The sequence below is a fragment of the Bacillus sp. MT(2024) genome (genome assembly GCF_036362845.1).
In the GTDB taxonomy this organism is placed as follows: Bacteria; Bacillota; Bacilli; order Bacillales; family Bacillaceae; genus Bacillus; species Bacillus velezensis.
In genome coordinates, this window is the sequence record NZ_CP143632.1 from 73,692 (window position 1) to 96,931 (window position 23,240).

The window sequence follows — 23,240 nt, forward strand, 5'->3', positions numbered from 1 at the left end:
ATAAATCACTTTCCTTCTGGCGAAGATGGGACTAATCGTATCACCGGGAGGAATGTATGTGAATAAGGGACATTTAAATCAAGTTCTGCTGATTACAGATGGCTGCTCCAATCATGGTGAAGACCCGATTGCAATGGCGGCTTTCGCCAAGGAGCAGGGGATTACGGTGAATGTTATAGGGATTATGGAAGAAAATGCGATTGACCAAGAGGCAATGAAGGAAGTTGAAGGCATCGCCATGGCCGGAGGCGGCGTCCATCAAGTTGTGTACGCGTCACAATTGTCTCAGACGGTTCAAATGGTAACGAAAAAAGCAATGACCCAGACGCTGCAAGGTGTCGTCAATCAAGAGCTTAAACAAATCTTAGGGAAAAACGTTGAAATGGAAGAGCTTTCTCCGGAAAAACGCGGCGAAGTGATGGAAGTGGTTGATGAACTCGGAGAAACAGTTCATCTGCAGGTGCTTGTGCTGGTTGATACGAGTGCGAGTATGGCGCCGAAACTGCCGACGGTGAAAGAAGCGCTGATCGATCTTTCCATCAGTTTAAATTCCCGGGCCGGACAAAATGAATTTGCCATGTGTATATTTCCCGGGAAAAGCCAGGAAGTTGAGCTTGTGCTGAATTGGACGCCGAAGCTTGAATCCCTTTCTGCACTCTTTGCGAAGCTGTCGACCGGCGGTATCACCCCTACGGGCCCCGCTATCCGGGAAGCGACGCAGCAGTTTGAGAGAATCCGCTCAAGAAGGAGCATGTTGGCAGATGATGAACGACGCTTTAACGAGTTTGGCATGTAGTCTGGCACCGGGGACGGCAATTCAGGGCAAATGGAACGGCAAATCCTACAGATTGCTCAAACAGCTTGGAAAAGGGGCTAACGGTATTGTATATCTGGCAGAAGCATCAGGCGGACAGGTCGCTTTGAAAATAAGCAGCGACAGCATGTCTGTTACCTCTGAAGTGAATGTCTTAAAATCCTTTTCAAAGGCCCGGTCGCAAACGATGGGGCCTTCTTTTTTTGATGCGGACGATGCGTTTATTCCTCAGCTGAATAAAAATGTCTCTTTTTACGTGATGGAGTACATAGAAGGGCCGCTTCTTCCGCAATATATCAGCAGTAAGGGAGCGGAGTGGATTCCGGTGCTGATGGTGCAGCTTCTTTCCAGCCTGTCAGTCCTTCATCAGCAAGGGTGGGTTTTTGGCGACCTCAAACCGGACAATCTCATTGTAACCGGACCTCCGGCTGCCATCCGCTGCATTGATGTAGGGGGAACGACAAAACAAGGCCGCGCGATTAAAGAGTATACGGAGTTTTACGACAGGGGCTATTGGGGGTATGGAACAAGAAAAGCAGAACCATCCTATGACCTGTTTGCTGTCGCAATGATCATGATCCACTGTGTCCAGAAGAAAGAGTGCAAAAAGTCAGGACAGCCGAAAGAACAGCTTCGTTCTATCATTGAAGGCCACCCGTTTCTGAATAAGTATAAGAAGGTTCTGTTTTCTGCTTTAAACGGCCAATATCCGTCTGCGGAAGCCATGAAGCATGACATCCTGACGGCGGGGCAGAGCGCCGGGAGTAAAAGGAAAGCCGCCGCCAAGCCTAAGCTGCCGCAATCAAAACCGCGGCAGGGCGCTGTATCTCAAACGCGGTATAAACCTAAACAAAAACCCGCAAAGCACAATGGTTTGTTTGAAACAACACTTATTTTAATCAGCGTTCTCGCCCTTTATTTCGCTTACATCGTCTTTTTTCTCATCTAATGCCGGCCGGACGCCTGCGCTCATGCTTCTTCTTTGCTTGGAGGGAATGAAAGTGATAGGATATGTATATCTTTAAAAAACCTGCTCATTGTGAGGGGGACATTGTGAAAAGCGTGGAAGATTTTTTCAAAACATATCATCTTCAGGCGGAGGGAGAAACGATTATTGCCGGGGTCTCCGGAGGCCCTGATTCAATGGCGCTTCTCAGTATGCTGAATAAGCACTTCGGGCATTCTTCCGTTATCATAGCGGCGCATGTCGACCATCAGTTCAGGGGTCCTGAATCTGAAGAAGATATGAAGTTTGTGCAGTCATATTGCGAAGCGGAACACATCCTCTGCGAAACGGTACAGATTGATGTTTCTGCATACGCAAAGAAGAATAAGCTGAACAAGCAGGCTGCCGCGCGTGATTGCAGATATCAGTTTTTCGAAGATCTGATGGCAAAACACCAAGCGAAGTTTATGGCGCTGGCTCATCACGGCGATGACCAGGTTGAGACAATGCTCATGAGGCTTGCGAAAGGTACGCTCGGGGCAGGGCTCGCGGGAATGCAGCCCGTCCGCGAATTTGCATCCGGCTGGCTGATCAGGCCTTTCCTCTATGCGGAAAAGGATGAAATCCTAGAATACTGCCGTCAAGAAGGGCTCAGCTACAGAACGGATGAGAGCAATGCAAAAGACGATTATACAAGAAACAGATTCAGAAAGACCGTGCTTCCTTTTTTAAAACAAGAATCACCTGACGTTCATAAAATGTTTCAAAAGGTGAGTGAAGCACTGACAGAAGACGAACAATACTTGCAGTCATTAACGAAAGAACGAATGAATAAGGTTATTACAAGCAAGTCTGACACATCGGTTGAAGTCGATTCCTCTCAATTGCTTGCCCTTCCGATACCTTTACAAAGAAGAGGAGTTCAACTAATATTAAACTATCTTTATGAAAACGTTCCATCGTCGTTTTCCGCCCGCCACATACAGCAGTTTCTGGAATGGGCGGAAAATGGAAGCGCCTCGGGAGTGCTTGATTTTCCGAAAGGGCTGAAGGTGGTCAAATCATATCAGACATGTTTGTTTACATTTGAACAATGGCAATGTGAAAAGGTTCCCTTTGAGCTGCAGCTGCAAGGAGCGGAAGGCGAGACTGCTGTTCTCCCCAACGGCTTTATGATAGAGGTGGCCGATCAGGCTGACCCTCATATCAAAAATGGGAATGCTGTTTTTATGACAAGCAGAAATAAGGTGCAATTTCCTTTAACAATCCGGACGAGAAAAATCGGCGACCGGATTAAACTTAAAGGGATGAATGGCTCGAAAAAGGTAAAAGATATATTTATTGATCATAAACTGCCTCTGCGGGATCGGGACGAATGGCCGATTGTAACGGATGCGAGCGGTGAAATTATCTGGCTGCCTGGCTTGAAAAAATCCATCTTTGACGATCTTGTGATTTCAAACAGTGACCGCATTGTATTACAATATAGACAGCATGAAAAGTGTAGGGGGCAAGCATTAACATGAAACAGGATATCGAAAAAGTGCTGATCTCAGAAGATGAGATCCAGCAGAAAGTAAAACAGCTTGGAGAACAATTAACAAGCGAGTACAGCGACACGTTTCCGTTGGCAATCGGTGTGTTAAAGGGAGCGCTCCCTTTTATGGCTGATCTTATAAAGCATATTGATACATATTTGGAAATGGACTTCATGGATGTATCAAGCTACGGAAATTCCACGGTTTCTTCCGGAGAAGTCAAAATCATCAAAGATTTGGATACATCTGTAGAAGGCCGGGACATCTTAATCATTGAAGATATTATCGACAGTGGGTTAACCTTGAGCTATCTCGTAGAACTCTTCCGATATCGTAAAGCGAAATCAATTAAGATTGTTACCCTGTTGGATAAACCAAGCGGAAGAAAAGCGGACATTAAAGCAGACTTCGTAGGCTTTGAAGTTCCTGACGCGTTTGTTGTGGGTTACGGACTTGATTATGCCGAGCGCTATCGCAATCTGCCTTACATCGGAGTATTAAAACCGGCGATTTATGAAAGCTGATCGGCTGCCTGCTTCCGAGATGGTTATCGGTTGTATTGGAATGATTTTCTATGGTACTATTGAACATAGTTGTGCTTACTGTGGGAGGAGGTAAGGAATGAATCGGGTCTTCCGTAATACCATTTTTTATTTACTTATTTTATTAGTAGTAATCGGGGTTGTGAGTTACTTCCAGACCTCAAACCCGAAAACAGAAAATATGTCGTACAGTACGTTTATCAAGAACCTCGATGAAGGGAAAGTTGATAGCGTATCGGTTCAGCCTGTCAGAGGTGTTTATGAGGTAAAAGGACAGCTGAAAAAATACGATAAAGACCAGTACTTTTTAACACATGTTCCTGAAGGAAAAGGAGCAGACCAGATATTTGACGCAATTAAAAAGACTGACGTAAAAGTTGATCCCGCACAGGAAACAAGCGGGTGGGTGACGTTCTTAACGACGATCATTCCGTTTGTCATCATCTTTATTCTGTTTTTCTTCCTGCTCAATCAGGCTCAGGGCGGCGGAAGTCGTGTCATGAACTTCGGAAAGAGCAAAGCGAAGCTGTATACGGAAGAAAAGAAACGCGTGAAGTTTAAAGATGTAGCCGGCGCGGATGAGGAGAAGCAGGAGCTCGTTGAGGTTGTTGAGTTTCTGAAAGATCCCCGCAAATTCGCCGAGCTTGGCGCCAGAATCCCTAAAGGCGTGCTGCTGGTCGGACCTCCGGGAACCGGTAAGACATTGCTTGCGAGAGCCTCAGCCGGTGAAGCGGGCGTTCCTTTCTTCAGCATCAGCGGATCTGACTTCGTTGAAATGTTTGTCGGTGTCGGTGCTTCCCGTGTGCGTGATTTATTCGAAAATGCGAAAAAGAATGCGCCTTGCCTGATCTTTATTGATGAGATCGACGCGGTAGGACGACAGCGCGGCGCCGGTCTTGGAGGCGGGCATGATGAACGCGAACAGACGCTGAACCAGCTGCTTGTTGAGATGGACGGTTTCAGTGCGAATGAAGGAATCATTATTATCGCTGCGACAAACCGTGCGGACATTCTTGACCCTGCATTGCTCCGTCCGGGACGTTTTGACCGTCAGATTACGGTAGACCGTCCGGATGTCATCGGCCGTGAAGCCGTATTGCAGGTGCATGCGAGAAACAAACCGCTTGATGAGACGGTGAACTTAAAAGCAATCGCTTCAAGAACACCCGGTTTCTCAGGCGCAGATTTAGAAAACCTTCTTAACGAAGCGGCACTCGTTGCTGCCCGTCAAAACAAGAAGAAAATTGATATGCGCGACATTGATGAAGCAACGGACCGTGTCATTGCGGGTCCTGCGAAGAAGAGCCGTGTCATCTCGAAAAAAGAACGCAATATCGTGGCGTACCACGAGGGCGGTCACACCGTTATCGGACTTGTGCTGGATGAAGCCGATATGGTTCATAAAGTAACGATCGTTCCGAGGGGGCAGGCGGGCGGATACGCGGTCATGCTTCCGAGAGAAGACCGTTACTTCCAGACAAAACCTGAACTTCTCGATAAAATTGTCGGTCTTCTGGGCGGACGTGTTGCGGAGGAAATTATCTTCGGCGAAGTCAGCACGGGGGCTCACAATGACTTCCAGCGGGCAACGAACATTGCCAGAAGAATGGTGACAGAGTTCGGTATGTCAGAAAAACTCGGACCGCTTCAGTTCGGTCAATCTCAAGGCGGTCAAGTATTCTTGGGCCGGGATTTCAACAATGAGCAAAACTACAGTGATCAGATCGCTTACGAAATCGATCAGGAAATTCAGCGCATCATTAAAGAATGTTATGAGCGTGCGAAAACCATCCTGACTGAAAATCGCGATAAGCTTGAATTGATTGCTCAGACATTGCTTGATGTGGAAACATTAGATGCGGAACAAATCAAGCATCTCGTGGATCACGGAAAACTCCCTGAGCGCAATTTCTCAGATGACCATCTTCAAAAAGACGATGTGAAAGTAAACATCCTGTCTAAAACAGAAGAAGAAAAGAAAGACGAGCCGAAAGAATAGTTCGCTTTCTGATATGAAAACCGCCGGCGTATACCGGCGGTTTTTTTACTGGTTTCGTTTTGTTTACAAAAGAGCCGCAGATCGTGTATGGTATTGTAGAATGTTGAAAATGTTATGATTAGAAACTATTCAAAAGTGGTGATAGAGGTTGTTACTGGTTATAGATGTGGGGAACACCAACACCGTGATTGGTGTATATCATGATGGGGAACTAGAATATCATTGGCGCATAGAAACGAGCAGGCACAAAACAGAAGACGAATTCGGCATGCTGCTCCGCTCCTTATTTGAACATTCCGGACTGATGTTTGAACAGATTGAAGGGATTATCATCTCATCCGTAGTGCCGCCGATTATGTTCTCTTTAGAAAGAATGTGCACAAAATACTTTCACATCGAGCCGCAAGTTGTCGGCCCGGGAATGAAAACAGGTTTAAATATAAAATATGACAATCCGAAAGAAGTGGGAGCTGACAGAATCGTCAATGCCGTTGCGGCGATTCAGCAGTATGGCGGCCCCTTAATTGTTGTTGATTTCGGAACGGCGACGACGTATTGCTACATTGATGAAAACAAACAATATATGGGCGGCGCGATTGCTCCCGGCATTACAATTTCAACGGAAGCGCTGTACTCACGCGCGGCCAAGCTTCCGAGAATTGAAATCGCCCGACCGGACAATATCATCGGCAAAAACACGGTAAGCGCCATGCAGTCCGGCATCCTTTTCGGCTATGTCGGACAAGTTGAAGGCATTGTAAAGCGGATGAAATGGCAGGCCAAACAAGAACCGAAAGTCATTGCGACAGGCGGGCTTGCGTCATTAATCGCAAATGAATCAGACTGTATTGATATTGTTGACCCGTTTCTTACTTTAAAAGGGCTGGAAATCATTTATGAGCGAAATCGCGTGGGTCACGTATAGGAGGTAAACGATGGATTATTTAATTAAAGCAATTGCATATGATGGTAAAGTGCGGGCTTATGCAGCCAGAACGACAGATATGGTAAATGAAGCGCAAAGAAGGCATGACACGTGGCCGACGGCATCAGCCGCAATCGGCCGGACGATGACAGCGTCTCTGATGCTCGGAGCGATGCTTAAGGGTGAAGATAAGCTGACAGTCAAAATAGAAGGCGGCGGCCCGATCGGAGCCATTGTCGCAGATGCGAACGCAAAGGGTGAGGTAAGAGCATACGTATCAAACCCGCATGTTCATTTTGATCTCAATGAACAAGGGAAACTGGATGTCAGACGGGCGGTCGGAACTGACGGAACACTCAGTGTCGTAAAAGATTTGGGCTTGCGTGATTATTTTACGGGACAAGTAGAGATTGTCTCGGGTGAACTCGGTGATGACTTCACGTATTACCTTGTTTCTTCTGAACAAGTCCCTTCATCTGTCGGCGTAGGTGTTCTAGTAAATCCTGATAACACGATTCTCGCTGCGGGCGGATTCATCATTCAGCTTCTTCCGGGGACTGATGAAGAAACCATTTCAACAATTGAAAAGCAATTATCTCAAATCGAACCGATTTCAAAATTGATTCAAAAAGGCCTGACACCGGAAGAAATCTTAGAAGAAGTTCTGGGTCAAAAACCGGACGTTCTCGAAACAATGCCGGTCAAATTTCACTGTTCTTGTTCAAAAGATCGATTCGAAACGGCCATTTTAGGACTAGGCAAAAAAGAAATACAAGATATGATAGAAGAAGACGGAAAAGCCGAAGCGGTTTGCCATTTTTGTAATGAGAAATATTTATTTACAAAAGAAGAACTGGAAGAGCTTCGTGACGAAACAACCCGCTAGCTCTTTAGCGGGTTGTTCTATTTTATAAAAGGGATGGGGTAGATTTTGAAATCGAGAACACTTTTAACGATTATTGTAGCGGCGCTGCTGGTATGCAGTGTGGCAGTGGCGTATAAGTTAACAAAATCCCAAGCCGCGGGGTCATCTGAAGAATCCATCGCGACAATCGGTGATAAACATATCACACGGCAGGACTGGATGAAAAAGATGGAAGACGAATACGGAAAATCAACTCTGGAAGACATGATTAATGCACAAGTAGTGGAAGAGCTTGCGAAAAAGAATAAACTCACAGTTTCAAACAGCGAATTGGAGCGGGAATTTCTTTTAATCAAAGCGGTGAATAATTCATTTTATGAAGACAGCCATATTACCGAAAAAGAATGGAGAGACCAGATCCGCTACAACATTCTTCTTGAAGAACTGCTGACGAAGGACATCGATATATCGGATAAGGAAATGCAATCATTTTATAATAAAAATAAAGAACTGTATCATTTCGATGATTCCTACAGAATCAGGCACATTGTCGTCAAAAACAAGGAAGAGGCGGACAGGGTGCTTGCTGATTTGAAAGGCGGTTCCAGCTTTGAAGCCGTCGCCGCTGAGCGTTCCACGGACAGATACACGTCTCAGTACGGCGGAGACCTCGGCTTTGTGACAGAAAACCAGGAAAATATCCCGCAGGCATATATCACAGAAGCTAAAAATCTCAAAGAAGATGAATGGTCCGCTGAACCGATTAAAGTTTCTTCAGGATATGCCGTCATTCAGCTGAAAGAAAAGCTTAAAGCGAGAACTTTCTCATACAATGAAGTGAAGAGTCAAATCAGACGCCAGATCGCGATGGATCAATTAGGTGACAAGGCGACAGTCAAAACGCTGTGGAAAGAGGCGGGGGTCTCTTGGTTCTACGGGGAAAAAAGAACTAAATGATTGACAAAAAATTTTGAAATTGATAACTTATATTTATAATACCAATAAATTTAGTCGGAAATTGAGGTGGCCAACATGGTGCGTATTGCAAATTCTATTACTGAACTAATCGGAAATACTCCTATTGTGAAATTGAATCGCCTGACGGATGAAAACAGTGCAGATGTATATCTGAAGCTTGAATACATGAATCCGGGCAGCAGCGTAAAAGACCGTATCGGAGCGGCGATGATTGAAGCGGCTGAAAAAGAAGGAAAATTAAAAGCCGGCGACACAATCATTGAACCGACAAGCGGAAATACAGGGATCGGTCTTGCGATGGTGGCAGCGGCTAAAGGTCTCAGAGCCATTCTCGTTATGCCTGATACAATGAGTATGGAACGACGCAATCTGCTGCGCGCATACGGAGCGGAGCTTGTGCTGACTCCCGGCGCAGAAGGAATGAAGGGCGCCATTAAAAAGGCGGAAGAACTTGCGGAGGAACACGGATACTTTGTGCCTCAGCAATTCAACAATGCGGCAAACCCGGAAATTCACCGCCAAACGACGGGGAAAGAAATCGTAGAACAGTTTGGTGACGACCAGCTTGATGCGTTCGTGGCCGGAATCGGTACCGGCGGAACCATCACGGGAGCGGGCGAAGTGCTGAAAGAAGCATATCCATCCATCAAAATCTATGCGGTAGAGCCGGCGGATTCTCCGGTTCTTTCCGGCGGAAAACCGGGTCCGCATAAAATTCAGGGTATCGGAGCGGGATTTGTCCCTGAAACATTGAATACGGACATCTATGATCAAATCATTCCCGTCAAAAACGAGGATGCATTTGAATATGCCCGTAAAACGGCAAAAGAAGAAGGGATTCTCGGCGGTATTTCTTCCGGAGCGGCCATTTACGCGGCACTGGAAATCGCGAAAAAACTCGGGAAAGGCAAGAAAGTGCTTGCGATCATCCCTAGTAACGGAGAACGTTACTTAAGCACACCGCTTTATCAGTTTGAATAGAGACATACACACGGCTCCCGGCTGTATCCGGGAGTTTTTTTGTGCCTGAAGTATCGAAAATCCAAAAAACGTTTCGAATTTTATGGTTGGAAGTGAAATTCACTTTTTTCACCAGTGTGATTGCTTTAAAATAAAACTACAGTAAAACGAAGCAGAGGATTGATATGATGGCACAACGCAGACCGGCAGGAAGAAAAATACCTTTTACGAAACAAGCATTTTTACAGCGATATGAAAACCTTTCGAAATCGAGAAAACGGCATGTTCTGCTCGAAAGCGCGAGAGGGGGAAGATTCAGTATAGCCGGTCTAGATCCGATTGCATCCGTCAGAGGGAAAGACGGAATTACAACGATCAAGCATGAGGGAGAAACACTGTTTAAAGAAGGTGACCCGCTGCGGGCCTTTCATGAATGGTTTGGAACGCTCGGAACGGAAACAAACGTTGAATTTCCGGACTTTCAGGGCGGTGCGATTGGTTTTATCAGTTACGACTATGCCCGATATATTGAGAATTTTAAGATGCTGTCGTTAGATGATCTGGAAACACCCGATATTTACTTTCTTGTTTTTGATGATGTGGCCGTTTATGACCATGAGGAAGAGGCGTTATGGCTCATTACCCATACTGAAGCGGAAGAAGCGGATCTTGCAAAAGAAAAGCTGTCCGGCTTAGAGGACATGTGGTGTTCCCTCCAAACGGCGGACGAGCCTTTTTCACCGCTGAATCGGAATGGGGACGGATCGTACGCCGCTCCGTTCACTGAGGAAGGATTTTCACAGGCTGTAGAACAAATTAAACAATATATCGCGAGCGGCGATGTGTTCCAGGTTAATTTGTCCATCAGGCAGTCTCAGTCTTTATCCGTTCATCCGTATGAGGTGTATAAACACTTGAGAAACGTCAATCCGTCTCCTTACATGGCCTATCTCGAGACACCGGGGTTTCAAGTGATATGCGGGTCGCCGGAGCTATTGGTGACAAAGAAGGGGAAGAAGCTTGAAACGAGACCGATCGCAGGTACGCGTTCAAGAGGAAAAGACGATGCTGAAGACAAGGCTTTGGCTGATGAATTAATTCACAACGAAAAAGAACGTGCGGAACACGTCATGCTTGTTGATCTTGAGCGTAATGACCTCGGGCGCGTATCGCGCTACGGTTCCGTGCGGGTTAACGAGTTTATGGCGATCGAAAAGTATTCCCACGTCATGCATATCGTGTCAAACGTACAGGGAGAGCTGCAGGACGGATATGACGCGACAGACATTATTCATGCGGTGTTCCCGGGGGGCACCATCACGGGAGCGCCCAAAGTGAGAACGATGGAAATTATAGAAGAGCTTGAGCCGACAAGACGGGGGCTTTATACTGGATCTATAGGCTGGTTCGGATTTAACGGAGATTTGCAGTTTAACATTGTGATCCGGACGATCTATGCAGCCGGCGGACATGCTTTTATGCAGTCCGGAGCAGGAGTGGTTATTGATTCGGTTCCGAAGCATGAATACAAGGAATCGTTCAAAAAAGCTTTTGCGATGAAAAAGGCGTTAGAGCTGAGTGAAGAAGAGACAAAAAATCAGACGAGGTGAGCAGAGATGATTTTAATGATTGACAATTATGATTCATTTACGTACAACTTGGTTCAATATTTGGGTGAGCTCGGGGAGGAACTGATCGTCAGACGGAATGACGAGATTACGATTGAGCAGATTGAAGAGCTGGGTCCGGACTTCTTAATGATTTCTCCCGGGCCGTGCAGTCCTGATGAAGCGGGGATCAGCCTCGAAGCCATCAAACATTTTGCCGGCAGTATTCCTATTTTCGGCGTATGTCTCGGGCATCAGTCGATTGCGCAAGTATTCGGCGGCGATGTCGTCAGAGCAGAGCGGCTCATGCATGGCAAAACGTCAGAAGTCATGCATGACGGCCAGACGATTTTTAAAGGCCTGCAAAATCCGCTGGTCGCCACCCGGTACCATTCACTTATTGTCAAAGCGGACACGCTGCCGGATTGTTTTACGGTATCCGCTCAAACCAAAGAAGGAGAAATTATGGCAATCCGCCATAATGAGCTGCCTGTTGAAGGTGTTCAGTTCCATCCGGAATCCATCATGACCTCCTTCGGCAAAGAGATGCTCAGAAACTTTATAGAGACACACCGCAAAAAGGAAGTATCGGTGTGATTATATATTTGAATGGTCAATATATAGAGGAGAAAGAAGCGGCGCTTTCTCCTTTTGACCATGGTTATCTGTACGGGATCGGCGCGTTCGAAACGTTCAGGCTTTACAGCGGCCGGCCGTTTCTGCCGGATGCGCATGTCGCCAGACTCAACAGGGCGCTTCGGGATCTGCAGATTGCATATGAGGTGAACAAACAGGAGCTGCTTGATATGCTTCGGAGACTGTTGCTCCTCAATGACATAAAGGACGGCAGCGCGCGTGTCCGGCTTAACATCTCGGCAGGCGTCAGCGATAAGGGATTTGCCGCGCAGACTTATGAAAAGCCGACCGTTCTTTGTTTCGTCAGCCGGCTCAATCCGGAAACTCTGCCTGTTCAAAAAGAAGGCAGGCTTCTCTCTGTCCGGAGAAATACGCCTGAAGGAACTTTTCGGTTAAAATCCCATCACTATTTAAACAACATGTACGCTAAACGGGAGATCGGGAATGATCCCAATCTTGAAGGGATTTTCCTGACCGGAGAAGGAGATGTCGCGGAAGGCATTGTCTCCAACGTGTTTTGGCGAAAAGGAGACAAGGTCTTTACGCCATCTTTGGATACGGGAATTCTCGACGGTGTAACAAGACAGTTTGTCATTGATGAATTGAAACGGCAGGGGACAGAAGTCACCGAAGGCCGATTCCGTTTTCAATCAATGCTTGAAGCGGATGAAGCATGGTTGACAAACTCCGTGCTTGAAATCATCCCGTTTTCTAAAATAGAGGAAGTGCCGCTGCCCGGAATGAGCGGAAAAACGGTGCAATTGCTCCGTAAGCAGTATCAGCAGGAAATAAACAAAATGAATGTACAGGAGGAGGAACAAAATGGCGCAGCAAACAATTGAACAGCCTAAACTGATTCATACAAAAAAAGGCGCTCTGTCCTATAAAGAGAAGACGCTCGTTATGGGGATATTAAATGTAACGCCAGACTCCTTCTCTGACGGCGGCAAATACGACAGTACGGAAAGGGCGCTTCTGCATGCGGCGAAGATGGCTGAAGAAGGGGCGCATATCATAGATATCGGCGGCGAATCGACAAGGCCCGGCGCATCACTCGTTTCGGCTGATGAGGAAATGTCACGAGTCATCCCCGTCATAGAACGGATCACAAGCGAGCTGGACATTCCGCTTTCAATCGATACGTACAAAGCGTCCGTGGCAGACGAAGCGGTCAAAGCGGGAGCCTCTATCCTTAATGACATCTGGGGGGCGAAAGGTGACCCTGACATGGCGTCAGTAGCCGCCGCACACGGAGTTCCGATTATCTTAATGCATAATCGTATGGAAAGAAACTATAACGATCTTATTCCTGATATGCTTGCAGACTTGATGGAAAGCGTAAAAATTGCCGCAGAAGCCGGTGTCACAGATGAAAATATGATTCTGGATCCGGGGATCGGCTTTGCGAAAAACTATGAGGACAATCTGGCTGTCATGAACAAGCTGGAGGTGTTCAGCGGGTTAGGGTATCCGCTGCTCCTGGCGACATCGAGAAAAAGGTTCATCGGCCGTGTGCTTGACCTTCCCCCTGAAGAACGTGCCGAGGGAACGGGAGCGACAGTATGCCTTGGCGTCCAAAAAGGCTGCGACATTGTGAGGGTGCACGATGTCAAAGAGATCGCAAGAATGACTAAGATGATGGATGCTATGCTGAACAAAGGAGGCGTGCATTATGGATAAAGTATATGTGGAAGGTATGGAGTTTTACGGATATCACGGCGTGTTCGAGGAAGAAAACAAACTCGGCCAGCGCTTCAAAGTAGACCTGACTGCCGAACTGGATTTGAGCAAAGCGGGAAAAACGGATGACCTTTCTTATACCATTAACTATGCGGAATTGTACAGTGTCTGCCGCGGCATCGTTGAGGGCGAGCCCGTTAATTTGGTCGAGACTCTTGCGGAACGGATCGCAGACACCGTCCTTGAGAAATTTGAGCCGGTGCAGCAATGTACGGTAAAGGTTGTTAAGCCTGACCCGCCGATTCCCGGCCATTATAAATCAGTAGCCATAGAAATGACGAGAAAGAAATCATGAACAATACGGCATATATCGGCCTCGGTTCCAATATGGGCGACCGTGAACATTATTTGCGCCAGGCAGTGGCCATGCTCAGCCGGCATCATGGCGTGACGGTGTCAAAGGTGTCCTCCATATATGAAACAGATCCCGTGGGTTATGAGGATCAAGATCAGTTTCTCAATATGGCGGTTGAAGTGAAAACGGCGTTATCTCCTTTTGAACTTCTTGACGTAACGCAGAGCATTGAAGCTGAATTAGGCAGAACGAGAGAGATTCGCTGGGGACCGCGGACGGCAGACCTTGACATTTTGCTGTATAATCGTGAAAATATTGAAACAGAGCGGCTGATTGTTCCGCATCCGAGAATGTATGAGCGCTTATTTGTCCTTGCGCCGTTAAAAGAAATATGTCCGCAGGCGGATCATATCACGATAAGCGCTGAAACAAACCAAGAAGGTGTAAGAGTATGGAAGCAGAAATCTGGGGTAGGCGAATTCGTGCATTCAGAAAGCTGAAAGGTTATACTCAAGAAGGATTTGCAAAAGCATTAGGTATATCAGTTTCTATTGTCGGTGAAATTGAACGCGGAAACCGATTGCCGTCAGATGCCATCATTCAAGATGCGGCAGATGTTTTAAATATAAGTGCGGACGAATTGGCCCCGCCTGAAAAATAGACAAATGAAAGGAGGGGAAAAATGTTTAAAATCGGTGATATTCAATTGAAAAACCGGGTTGTGCTTGCCCCTATGGCCGGTGTCTGCAACTCAGCGTTCAGATTGACTGTAAAGGAATTCGGAGCCGGATTAGTATGCGCTGAAATGGTCAGTGACAAAGCGATTCTTTACAACAACGCAAGAACAATGGGGATGCTTTACATTGATGAACGTGAAAAACCGCTCAGCCTTCAGATTTTTGGAGGGAAAAAGGAAACCCTTGTGGAAGCGGCGAAGTTTGTAGATCAAAACACGACTGCTGATATTATTGATATTAACATGGGATGTCCCGTACCAAAGATTACAAAATGTGATGCGGGCGCCAAATGGCTTCTCGATCCTGATAAGATTTATGAAATGGTATCCGCAGTAGTAGATGCTGTTGATAAGCCGGTTACAGTGAAGATGAGAATGGGTTGGGATGAAGATCACATTTATGCGGTGAAAAACGCCCAAGCCGTTGAACGTGCCGGCGGAAAAGCCGTTGCTCTTCACGGCCGCACAAGAGTGCAAATGTATGAAGGCACTGCGAACTGGGATATCATTAAAGAAGTGAAGCAATCCGTATCCATTCCCGTCATCGGAAACGGTGATGTCAAAACGCCTCAGGACGCGAAACGCATGCTTGAGGAAACAGGAGTTGACGGCGTCATGATCGGCCGGGCTGCACTCGGCAACCCGTGGATGATTTACCGTACGGTGCAGTACCTTGAAACCGGTGAGTTAAAAGACGAGCCGAAAGTCCGTGAAAAAATGTCGGTATGCAAACTGCACTTAGACCGCCTGATTAAGTTAAAAGGCGAAAATGTGGCAGTCAGAGAAATGAGAAAACACGCTGCCTGGTATCTGAAAGGTGTCAGAGGCAATGCGAATGTACGCAATGAAATTAACCAATGTGAGACGCGTGAAGAATTTGTGCAGCTTTTAGATGCATTTACCGCCGAAGCAGAGGCAAAAGAGCTTCAAGATGCAAAAGTAGGTTAATATACACCCTCTATTGCTGCTCACTGCCAGCTTACCGCTGGCAGTTTTTCTGCTTTTTCGTGAAATCAAAATGTAACGGAGTGATACCAATGAGTCAAGAAGAGCAAAATCATGAGGAATTGAACGACCAGCTGCAAGTCAGACGAGATAAAATGAACCAGCTGAGAGAAAACGGCATTGACCCTTTCGGCGAACGTTTCGAGAGAACGCATCAATCTCAACAGATCATTGACGCCTACCAGGAGCTTTCTAAAGAAGAACTGGAAGAAAAAGCGATCGAAGTGACCATTGCAGGCCGTATGATGACAAAGCGCGGAAAAGGGAAAGCCGGCTTTGCGCATCTGCAGGACTTAGAAGGTCAAATTCAAATCTACGTAAGAAAAGACAGTGTCGGCGAAGAACAATATGAAATCTTTAAATCTTCAGACCTCGGAGACGTTATCGGCATCACGGGGAAAGTTTTCAAAACAAACGTAGGCGAGCTTTCTGTCAAAGCGACATCTTTTGAACTGCTGACAAAAGCACTGCGTCCTCTTCCTGATAAATATCATGGGTTAAAAGACGTTGAACAGCGTTACCGCCAGCGCTATCTCGATCTCATCGTAAACCCTGACAGCAAACAAACGTTTATCACACGCAGCAAAATCATTCAAGCGATGAGAAGATACTTAGATGACCATGGATACTTAGAAGTTGAAACACCTACGATGCACAGCATACCGGGAGGAGCGTCTGCACGCCCGTTCATCACGCACCATAACGCGCTCGACATGCCGCTTTATATGCGTATTGCGATTGAACTGCACCTGAAACGCCTGATTGTCGGCGGATTGGAAAAAGTCTACGAAATCGGCCGCGTGTTCCGTAACGAAGGTGTTTCTACACGCCATAACCCTGAATTCACGATGATCGAGCTGTATGAAGCGTACGCCGATTATAAAGATATTATGAGTCTTACGGAAAACCTCGTAGCACATATTGCGCAGGAAGTGCTTGGAAGCACCACAATCCAGTACGGCGAAGAGCAGATTGATCTGAAACCTGAATGGAAACGACTCCACATGGTAGATGCGGTCAAAGAAGCGACAGGCGTAGATTTCTGGAATGAGATGACTGTTGAAGAAGCACGCGGTCATGCAAAAGAGCATGGTATCGAGATCACAAACTCAATGACGGTGGGTCATATCATCAATGAATTCTTCGAACAAAAAATTGAAGAAACACTCATTCAGCCTACATTTATTTACGGCCACCCTGTAGAGATTTCTCCTCTTGCTAAGAAAAATCCGGAGGACCCTCGCTTTACAGACCGTTTTGAGCTGTTTATCGTCGGCCGTGAGCACGCTAATGCGTTTACGGAGCTGAATGACCCTATTGACCAGAGGGAACGCTTTGAAGCGCAATTAAAAGAAAGAGAAGAAGGAAACGATGAAGCGCATATGATGGATGAAGACTTCGTTGAAGCTCTTGAATACGGCATGCCGCCGACTGGGGGATTGGGTATCGGTATCGACCGCCTTGTCATGCTGTTAACAAATGCTCCGTCTATCAGAGACGTTTTATTATTCCCTCAAATGAGACAACGCTAATAAAAGGGAAGGCGCCGTTTCTGCTTATCGCAGTACGGCGCTTTTTTAGAAACAAGCCGCTCGTAAAACTTTTTTGATTTTCTTTTAAAAAACTATTGCACTATTATTTGTGAGGTGGTATATTATTATTCGTTGCCGCTAAACAAGGCGCTGACGAAAAAAAGAAATTTAAAAAGTTGTTGACTTCAAGAGATTGATAAGATATAATAATAAAGTCGCTTGAACGAAAGACAAAATGATCTTTGAAAACTAAACAAGACAAAACGTACCTGTTAATTCAAAGTTTTAAATAAATCGCACAGCAATGTGCGTAGTCAGTCAAACTAAGGTCTGCATGATGCAGATCACACAGACGTTACTGCAGGATGCAGTGAACTTAGTCTGTGATCCATTTATCGGAGAGTTTGATCCTGGCTCAGGACGAACGCTGGCGGCGTGCCTAATACATGCAAGTCGAGCGGACAGATGGGAGCTTGCTCCCTGATGTTAGCGGCGGACGGGTGAGTAACACGTGGGTAACCTGCCTGTAAGACTGGGATAACTCCGGGAAACCGGGGCTAATACCGGATGGTTGTTTGAACCGCATGGTTCAGACATAAAAGGTGGCTTCGGCTACCACTTACAGATGGACCCGCGGCGCATTAGCTAGTTGGTGAGGTAACGGCTCACCAAGGCGACGATGCGTAGCCGACCTGAGAGGGTGATCGGCCACACTGGGACTGAGACACGGCCCAGACTCCTACGGGAGGCAGCAGTAGGGAATCTTCCGCAATGGACGAAAGTCTGACGGAGCAACGCCGCGTGAGTGATGAAGGTTTTCGGATCGTAAAGCTCTGTTGTTAGGGAAGAACAAGTGCCGTTCGAATAGGGCGGCACCTTGACGGTACCTAACCAGAAAGCCACGGCTAACTACGTGCCAGCAGCCGCGGTAATACGTAGGTGGCAAGCGTTGTCCGGAATTATTGGGCGTAAAGGGCTCGCAGGCGGTTTCTTAAGTCTGATGTGAAAGCCCCCGGCTCAACCGGGGAGGGTCATTGGAAACTGGGGAACTTGAGTGCAGAAGAGGAGAGTGGAATTCCACGTGTAGCGGTGAAATGCGTAGAGATGTGGAGGAACACCAGTGGCGAAGGCGACTCTCTGGTCTGTAACTGACGCTGAGGAGCGAAAGCGTGGGGAGCGAACAGGATTAGATACCCTGGTAGTCCACGCCGTAAACGATGAGTGCTAAGTGTTAGGGGGTTTCCGCCCCTTAGTGCTGCAGCTAACGCATTAAGCACTCCGCCTGGGGAGTACGGTCGCAAGACTGAAACTCAAAGGAATTGACGGGGGCCCGCACAAGCGGTGGAGCATGTGGTTTAATTCGAAGCAACGCGAAGAACCTTACCAGGTCTTGACATCCTCTGACAATCCTAGAGATAGGACGTCCCCTTCGGGGGGCAGAGTGACAGGTGGTGCATGGTTGTCGTCAGCTCGTGTCGTGAGATGTTGGGTTAAGTCCCGCAACGAGCGCAACCCTTGATCTTAGTTGCCAGCATTCAGTTGGGCACTCTAAGGTGACTGCCGGTGACAAACCGGAGGAAGGTGGGGATGACGTCAAATCATCATGCCCCTTATGACCTGGGCTACACACGTGCTACAATGGACAGAACAAAGGGCAGCGAAACCGCAAGGTTAAGCCAATCCCACAAATCTGTTCTCAGTTCGGATCGCAGTCTGCAACTCGACTGCGTGAAGCTGGAATCGCTAGTAATCGCGGATCAGCATGCCGCGGTGAATACGTTCCCGGGCCTTGTACACACCGCCCGTCACACCACGAGAGTTTGTAACACCCGAAGTCGGTGAGGTAACCTTTATGGAGCCAGCCGCCGAAGGTGGGACAGATGATTGGGGTGAAGTCGTAACAAGGTAGCCGTATCGGAAGGTGCGGCTGGATCACCTCCTTTCTAAGGATTTTAACGGAATATAAGACCTTGGGTCTTATAAACAGAACGTTCCCTGTCTTGTTTAGTTTTGAAGGATCATTCCTTCAAAACATAGGAACACCTGCTAAATGCGCCACTTCCTGTGGCAACGCATGTGTTAGCATGTCCTATGCGTTGTTCTTTGAAAACTAGATAACAGAAGTAATTCACATTCAATTAGTAATGCAAGATATCACGTAGTGATTCTTTTTAACGGTTAAGTTAGAAAGGGCGCACGGTGGATGCCTTGGCACTAGGAGCCGATGAAGGACGGACGAACACCGATATGCTTCGGGAGCTGTAAGCAAGCTTTGATCCGGAGATTTCCGAATGGGGAAACCCACCACTCGTAATGGAGTGGTATCCATATCTGAATACATAGGATATGAGAAGGCAGACCCGGGAACTGAAACATCTAAGTACCCGGAGGAAGAGAAAGCAAATGCGATTCCCTGAGTAGCGGCGAGCGAAACGGGACCAGCCCAAACCAAGAGGCTTGCCTCTTGGGGTTGTAGGACACTCTGTACGGAGTTACAAAGGAACGAGGTAGATGAAGAGGTCTGGAAAGGCCCGCCATAGGAGGTAACAGCCCTGTAGTCAAAACTTCGTTCTCTCCTGAGTGGATCCTGAGTACGGCGGAACACGTGAAATTCCGTCGGAATCCGGGAGGACCATCTCCCAAGGCTAAATACTCCCTAGTGACCGATAGTGAACCAGTACCGTGAGGGAAAGGTGAAAAGCACCCGGAAGGGGAGTGAAAGAGATCCTGAAACCGTGTGCCTACAAGTAGTCAGAGCCCGTTAACGGGTGATGGCGTGCCTTTTGTAGAATGAACCGGCGAGTTACGATCCCGTGCAAGGTTAAGCAGAAGATGCGGAGCCGCGCGAAAGCGAGTCTGAATAGGGCGAATTGAGTACGTGGTCGTAGACCCGAAACCAGGTGATCTACCCATGTCCAGGGTGAAGTTCAGGTAACACTGAATGGAGGCCGAACCCACGCACGTTGAAAAGTGCGGGGATGAGGTGTGGTAGGGGTGAAATGCCAATCGAACCTGGAGATAGCTGGTTCTCTCCGAAATAGCTTTAGGGCTAGCCTCAAGGTAAGAGTCTCGGAGGTAGAGCACTGATTGGACTAGGGGCCCTACCGGGTTACCGAATTCAGTCAAACTCCGAATGCCGATGACTTATCCTTGGGAGTCAGACTGCGAGTGATAAGATCCGTAGTCGAAAGGGAAACAGCCCAGACCGCCAGCTAAGGTCCCAAAGTATACGTTAAGTGGAAAAGGATGTGGAGTTGCTTAGACAACCAGGATGTTGGCTTAGAAGCAGCCACCATTTAAAGAGTGCGTAATAGCTCACTGGTCGAGTGACTCTGCGCCGAAAATGTACCGGGGCTAAACGTATCACCGAGCTGCGGACTGTTCTTCGAACAGTGGTAGGAGAGCGTTCTAAGGGCTGTGAAGCAAGACCGGAAGGACTTGTGGAGCGCTTAGAAGTGAGAATGCCGGTATGAGTAGCGAAAGAGGGTGAGAATCCTCCACCGAATGCCTAAGGTTTCCTGAGGAAGGCTCGTCCGCTCAGGGTTAGTCGGGACCTAAGCCGAGGCCGAAAGGCGTAGGCGATGGATAACAGGTTGATATTCCTGTACCACCTCCTCACCATTTGAGCAATGGGGGGACGCAGGAGGATAGGGTAAGCGCGGTATTGGATATCCGCGTCCAAGCAGTTAGGCTGGGAAATAGGCAAATCCGTTTCCCGTGAAGGCTGAGCTGTGATGGCGAGCGAATTATAGTAGCGAAGTTCCTGATTCCACACTGCCAAGAAAAGCCTCTAGCGAGGTGAGAGGTGCCCGTACCGCAAACCGACACAGGTAGGCGAGGAGAGAATCCTAAGGTGATCGAGAGAACTCTCGTTAAGGAACTCGGCAAAATGACCCCGTAACTTCGGGAGAAGGGGTGCTCTGTTAGGGTGCAAGCCCGAGAGAGCCGCAGTGAATAGGCCCAGGCGACTGTTTAGCAAAAACACAGGTCTCTGCGAAGCCGCAAGGCGAAGTATAGGGGCTGACGCCTGCCCGGTGCTGGAAGGTTAAGAGGAGCGCTTAGCGTAAGCGAAGGTGCGAATTGAAGCCCCAGTAAACGGCGGCCGTAACTATAACGGTCCTAAGGTAGCGAAATTCCTTGTCGGGTAAGTTCCGACCCGCACGAAAGGCGCAACGATCTGGGCACTGTCTCAACGAGAGACTCGGTGAAATTATAGTACCTGTGAAGATGCAGGTTACCCGCGACAGGACGGAAAGACCCCGTGGAGCTTTACTGCAGCCTGATATTGAATGTTGGTACAGCTTGTACAGGATAGGTAGGAGCCTTGGAAACCGGAGCGCCAGCTTCGGTGGAGGCATCGGTGGGATACTACCCTGGCTGTATTGACCTTCTAACCCGCCGCCCTTATCGGGCGGGGAGACAGTGTCAGGTGGGCAGTTTGACTGGGGCGGTCGCCTCCTAAAAGGTAACGGAGGCGCCCAAAGGTTCCCTCAGAATGGTTGGAAATCATTCGCAGAGTGTAAAGGCACAAGGGAGCTTGACTGCGAGACCTACAAGTCGAGCAGGGACGAAAGTCGGGCTTAGTGATCCGGTGGTTCCGCATGGAAGGGCCATCGCTCAACGGATAAAAGCTACCCCGGGGATAACAGGCTTATCTCCCCCAAGAGTCCACATCGACGGGGAGGTTTGGCACCTCGATGTCGGCTCATCGCATCCTGGGGCTGTAGTCGGTCCCAAGGGTTGGGCTGTTCGCCCATTAAAGCGGTACGCGAGCTGGGTTCAGAACGTCGTGAGACAGTTCGGTCCCTATCCGTCGCGGGCGCAGGAAATTTGAGAGGAGCTGTCCTTAGTACGAGAGGACCGGGATGGACGCACCGCTGGTGTACCAGTTGTTCTGCCAAGGGCATCGCTGGGTAGCTATGTGCGGACGGGATAAGTGCTGAAAGCATCTAAGCATGAAGCCCCCCTCAAGATGAGATTTCCCATTCCGCAAGGAAGTAAGATCCCTGAAAGATGATCAGGTTGATAGGTCTGAGGTGGAAGTGTGGCGACACATGGAGCTGACAGATACTAATCGATCGAGGACTTAACCAATTTGAATGTATACTTACTGTTATCTAGTTTTGAGAGAACACTCTCAATGGTTTGGTGGCGATAGCGAAGAGGTCACACCCGTTCCCATGCCGAACACGGAAGTTAAGCTCTTCAGCGCCGATGGTAGTCGGGGGTTTCCCCCTGTGAGAGTAGGACGCCGCCAAGCCATTACACGTAAGTGTAATATATGGAGGATTAGCTCAGCTGGGAGAGCATCTGCCTTACAAGCAGAGGGTCGGCGGTTCGAGCCCGTCATCCTCCACCATATTTGCCGGCCTAGCTCAATTGGTAGAGCAACTGACTTGTAATCAGTAGGTTGGGGGTTCAAGTCCTCTGGCCGGCACCATTTTTGGACAAGATAATAACACAAGTCTTTTAAAAAGAGCCATTAGCTCAGTTGGTAGAGCATCTGACTTTTAATCAGAGGGTCGAAGGTTCGAGTCCTTCATGGCTCACCATGTTACGCGGGTGTGGCGGAATTGGCAGACGCGCTAGACTTAGGATCTAGTGTCTTATGACGTGGGGGTTCAAGTCCCTTCACCCGCATTATACAGGATAGTTATCCTGTATGCGGAAGTAGTTCAGTGGTAGAACACCACCTTGCCAAGGTGGGGGTCGCGGGTTCGAATCCCGTCTTCCGCTCCAACTATACCATCCACGCCGGGGTGGTGGAATTGGCAGACACACAGGACTTAAAATCCTGCGGTAGGTGACTACCGTGCCGGTTCAAGTCCGGCCCTCGGCATTCATTATTATGCGCCCGTAGCTCAATTGGATAGAGCGTTTGACTACGGATCAAAAGGTTAGGGGTTCGACTCCTCTCGGGCGCGCCATAATTTTTTGAAAAATCGGGAAGTAGCTCAGCTTGGTAGAGCACATGGTTTGGGACCATGGGGTCGCAGGTTCGAATCCTGTCTTCCCGACCACTTCGGGGCCTTAGCTCAGCTGGGAGAGCGCCTGCTTTGCACGCAGGAGGTCAGCGGTTCGATCCCGCTAGGCTCCACCATTTATAAAAAAAATGTTGACTT

General features: G+C 48.0%; 18 protein-coding genes, 9 tRNA genes and 3 rRNA genes. All 30 read left to right on the plus strand.

Features of this window, described 5'->3' with window-relative positions; all coding sequences use genetic code 11:
• The first annotated feature begins 58 nt into the window (after positions 1–58).
• The 30 genes from VP472_RS00400 to VP472_RS00545 all read left to right on the plus strand — a co-directional run bounded on the left by VP472_RS00400 (position 59) and on the right by VP472_RS00545 (position 23,218).
• Complete coding sequence (locus VP472_RS00400) at positions 59–796, plus strand: vWA domain-containing protein (protein ID WP_004264624.1); 738 nt, start codon at positions 59–61, stop codon at positions 794–796.
• The gene (locus VP472_RS00405) at positions 762–1,763 is read left to right on the plus strand and encodes a protein kinase domain-containing protein (RefSeq protein WP_070081267.1); all 1,002 of its coding nucleotides are present in this window, start codon (positions 762–764) and stop codon (positions 1,761–1,763) included. The genes VP472_RS00400 and VP472_RS00405 overlap by 35 nt, the downstream gene beginning before the upstream one ends.
• Before the next feature lie 104 nt (positions 1,764–1,867).
• Positions 1,868–3,286 (plus strand): tRNA lysidine(34) synthetase TilS, encoded by a 1,419-nt coding sequence (gene tilS, locus VP472_RS00410; protein ID WP_070082679.1) that lies wholly within the window; start codon positions 1,868–1,870, stop codon positions 3,284–3,286.
• Positions 3,283–3,822 carry a hypoxanthine phosphoribosyltransferase gene (gene hpt, locus VP472_RS00415; RefSeq protein WP_004264611.1) on the plus strand — a complete coding sequence of 180 codons (540 nt, stop codon included), beginning with the start codon at positions 3,283–3,285 and terminating at the stop codon, positions 3,820–3,822. The genes tilS and hpt overlap by 4 nt, the downstream gene beginning before the upstream one ends.
• A 97-nt stretch (positions 3,823–3,919) precedes the next feature.
• On the plus strand, positions 3,920–5,839 hold the full coding sequence (ftsH, locus tag VP472_RS00420; RefSeq protein ID WP_060561972.1) for an ATP-dependent zinc metalloprotease FtsH: 1,920 nt from the start codon (positions 3,920–3,922) through the stop codon (positions 5,837–5,839).
• 148 nt (positions 5,840–5,987) lie between these two features.
• Positions 5,988–6,764 (plus strand): type III pantothenate kinase, encoded by a 777-nt coding sequence (locus tag VP472_RS00425; RefSeq protein WP_013350777.1) that lies wholly within the window; start codon positions 5,988–5,990, stop codon positions 6,762–6,764.
• Positions 6,765–6,774: 10 nt separating this feature from the next.
• A complete protein-coding gene (gene hslO / locus VP472_RS00430; RefSeq protein WP_004264606.1) occupies positions 6,775–7,650 on the plus strand; it encodes an Hsp33 family molecular chaperone HslO in 876 nt (291 codons plus the stop codon).
• 45 nt (positions 7,651–7,695) lie between these two features.
• Positions 7,696–8,586: a peptidyl-prolyl cis-trans isomerase gene (locus VP472_RS00435; RefSeq protein WP_060561971.1), complete on the plus strand. Its 891-nt coding sequence runs from the start codon at positions 7,696–7,698 to the stop codon at positions 8,584–8,586.
• Positions 8,587–8,661: 75 nt separating this feature from the next.
• Positions 8,662–9,588, plus strand: coding sequence for a cysteine synthase A (cysK, locus tag VP472_RS00440; protein ID WP_004264603.1), 927 nt, complete (start codon positions 8,662–8,664; stop codon positions 9,586–9,588).
• Positions 9,589–9,755: 167 nt separating this feature from the next.
• Positions 9,756–11,177, plus strand: coding sequence for an aminodeoxychorismate synthase, component I (pabB, locus tag VP472_RS00445; protein WP_032872212.1), 1,422 nt, complete (start codon positions 9,756–9,758; stop codon positions 11,175–11,177).
• Between the two features lie 6 nt (positions 11,178–11,183).
• A complete protein-coding gene (gene pabA, locus VP472_RS00450) occupies positions 11,184–11,771 on the plus strand; it encodes an aminodeoxychorismate/anthranilate synthase component II (RefSeq protein WP_146275992.1) in 588 nt (195 codons plus the stop codon).
• Positions 11,768–12,652: an aminodeoxychorismate lyase gene (gene pabC / locus VP472_RS00455; protein ID WP_146275994.1), complete on the plus strand. Its 885-nt coding sequence runs from the start codon at positions 11,768–11,770 to the stop codon at positions 12,650–12,652. The genes pabA and pabC overlap by 4 nt, the downstream gene beginning before the upstream one ends.
• Positions 12,633–13,490 (plus strand): dihydropteroate synthase, encoded by an 858-nt coding sequence (folP, locus tag VP472_RS00460; protein ID WP_007409946.1) that lies wholly within the window; start codon positions 12,633–12,635, stop codon positions 13,488–13,490. The genes pabC and folP overlap by 20 nt, the downstream gene beginning before the upstream one ends.
• The gene (gene folB / locus VP472_RS00465) at positions 13,483–13,845 is read left to right on the plus strand and encodes a dihydroneopterin aldolase (protein WP_003150671.1); all 363 of its coding nucleotides are present in this window, start codon (positions 13,483–13,485) and stop codon (positions 13,843–13,845) included. The genes folP and folB overlap by 8 nt, the downstream gene beginning before the upstream one ends.
• The gene (gene folK, locus VP472_RS00470; RefSeq protein WP_025854071.1) at positions 13,842–14,345 is read left to right on the plus strand and encodes a 2-amino-4-hydroxy-6-hydroxymethyldihydropteridine diphosphokinase; all 504 of its coding nucleotides are present in this window, start codon (positions 13,842–13,844) and stop codon (positions 14,343–14,345) included. The genes folB and folK overlap by 4 nt, the downstream gene beginning before the upstream one ends.
• Positions 14,297–14,506 (plus strand): helix-turn-helix domain-containing protein, encoded by a 210-nt coding sequence (locus VP472_RS00475; protein WP_003150668.1) that lies wholly within the window; start codon positions 14,297–14,299, stop codon positions 14,504–14,506. Before folK ends, VP472_RS00475 begins: the two co-directional genes overlap by 49 nt.
• A 21-nt stretch (positions 14,507–14,527) precedes the next feature.
• Positions 14,528–15,529, plus strand: coding sequence for a tRNA dihydrouridine synthase DusB (dusB, locus tag VP472_RS00480; protein ID WP_014304210.1), 1,002 nt, complete (start codon positions 14,528–14,530; stop codon positions 15,527–15,529).
• Between the two features lie 89 nt (positions 15,530–15,618).
• Positions 15,619–17,118, plus strand: a complete 1,500-nt coding sequence (gene lysS / locus VP472_RS00485; RefSeq protein WP_014416740.1) for a lysine--tRNA ligase — start codon at positions 15,619–15,621, stop codon at positions 17,116–17,118.
• Between the two features lie 392 nt (positions 17,119–17,510).
• A 16S ribosomal RNA gene (locus tag VP472_RS00490) occupies positions 17,511–19,061 on the plus strand.
• A 233-nt stretch (positions 19,062–19,294) separates the two neighbouring features.
• Positions 19,295–22,212 (plus strand): 23S ribosomal RNA (locus VP472_RS00495).
• 50 nt (positions 22,213–22,262) lie between these two features.
• Positions 22,263–22,378: ribosomal RNA gene (gene rrf, locus VP472_RS00500) — 5S ribosomal RNA — on the plus strand.
• Together the 16S, 23S and 5S rRNA genes with 9 tRNA genes alongside form the textbook arrangement of a ribosomal RNA operon.
• A 23-nt stretch (positions 22,379–22,401) precedes the next feature.
• Positions 22,402–22,477 (plus strand) — tRNA-Val (locus VP472_RS00505).
• Between the two features lie 5 nt (positions 22,478–22,482).
• A tRNA-Thr gene (locus VP472_RS00510) sits at positions 22,483–22,558 on the plus strand.
• A 36-nt stretch (positions 22,559–22,594) separates the two neighbouring features.
• Positions 22,595–22,670 (plus strand) — tRNA-Lys (locus tag VP472_RS00515).
• 6 nt (positions 22,671–22,676) lie between these two features.
• Positions 22,677–22,758 (plus strand) — tRNA-Leu (locus VP472_RS00520).
• 24 nt (positions 22,759–22,782) lie between these two features.
• A tRNA-Gly gene (locus VP472_RS00525) sits at positions 22,783–22,857 on the plus strand.
• Between the two features lie 14 nt (positions 22,858–22,871).
• Positions 22,872–22,957 (plus strand) — tRNA-Leu (locus VP472_RS00530).
• Between the two features lie 11 nt (positions 22,958–22,968).
• Positions 22,969–23,045: transfer RNA gene (locus VP472_RS00535), tRNA-Arg, on the plus strand.
• Between the two features lie 16 nt (positions 23,046–23,061).
• Positions 23,062–23,138 (plus strand) — tRNA-Pro (locus tag VP472_RS00540).
• A 4-nt stretch (positions 23,139–23,142) separates the two neighbouring features.
• Positions 23,143–23,218, plus strand: a tRNA-Ala gene (locus VP472_RS00545).
• Positions 23,219–23,240 lie beyond the last annotated feature (22 nt).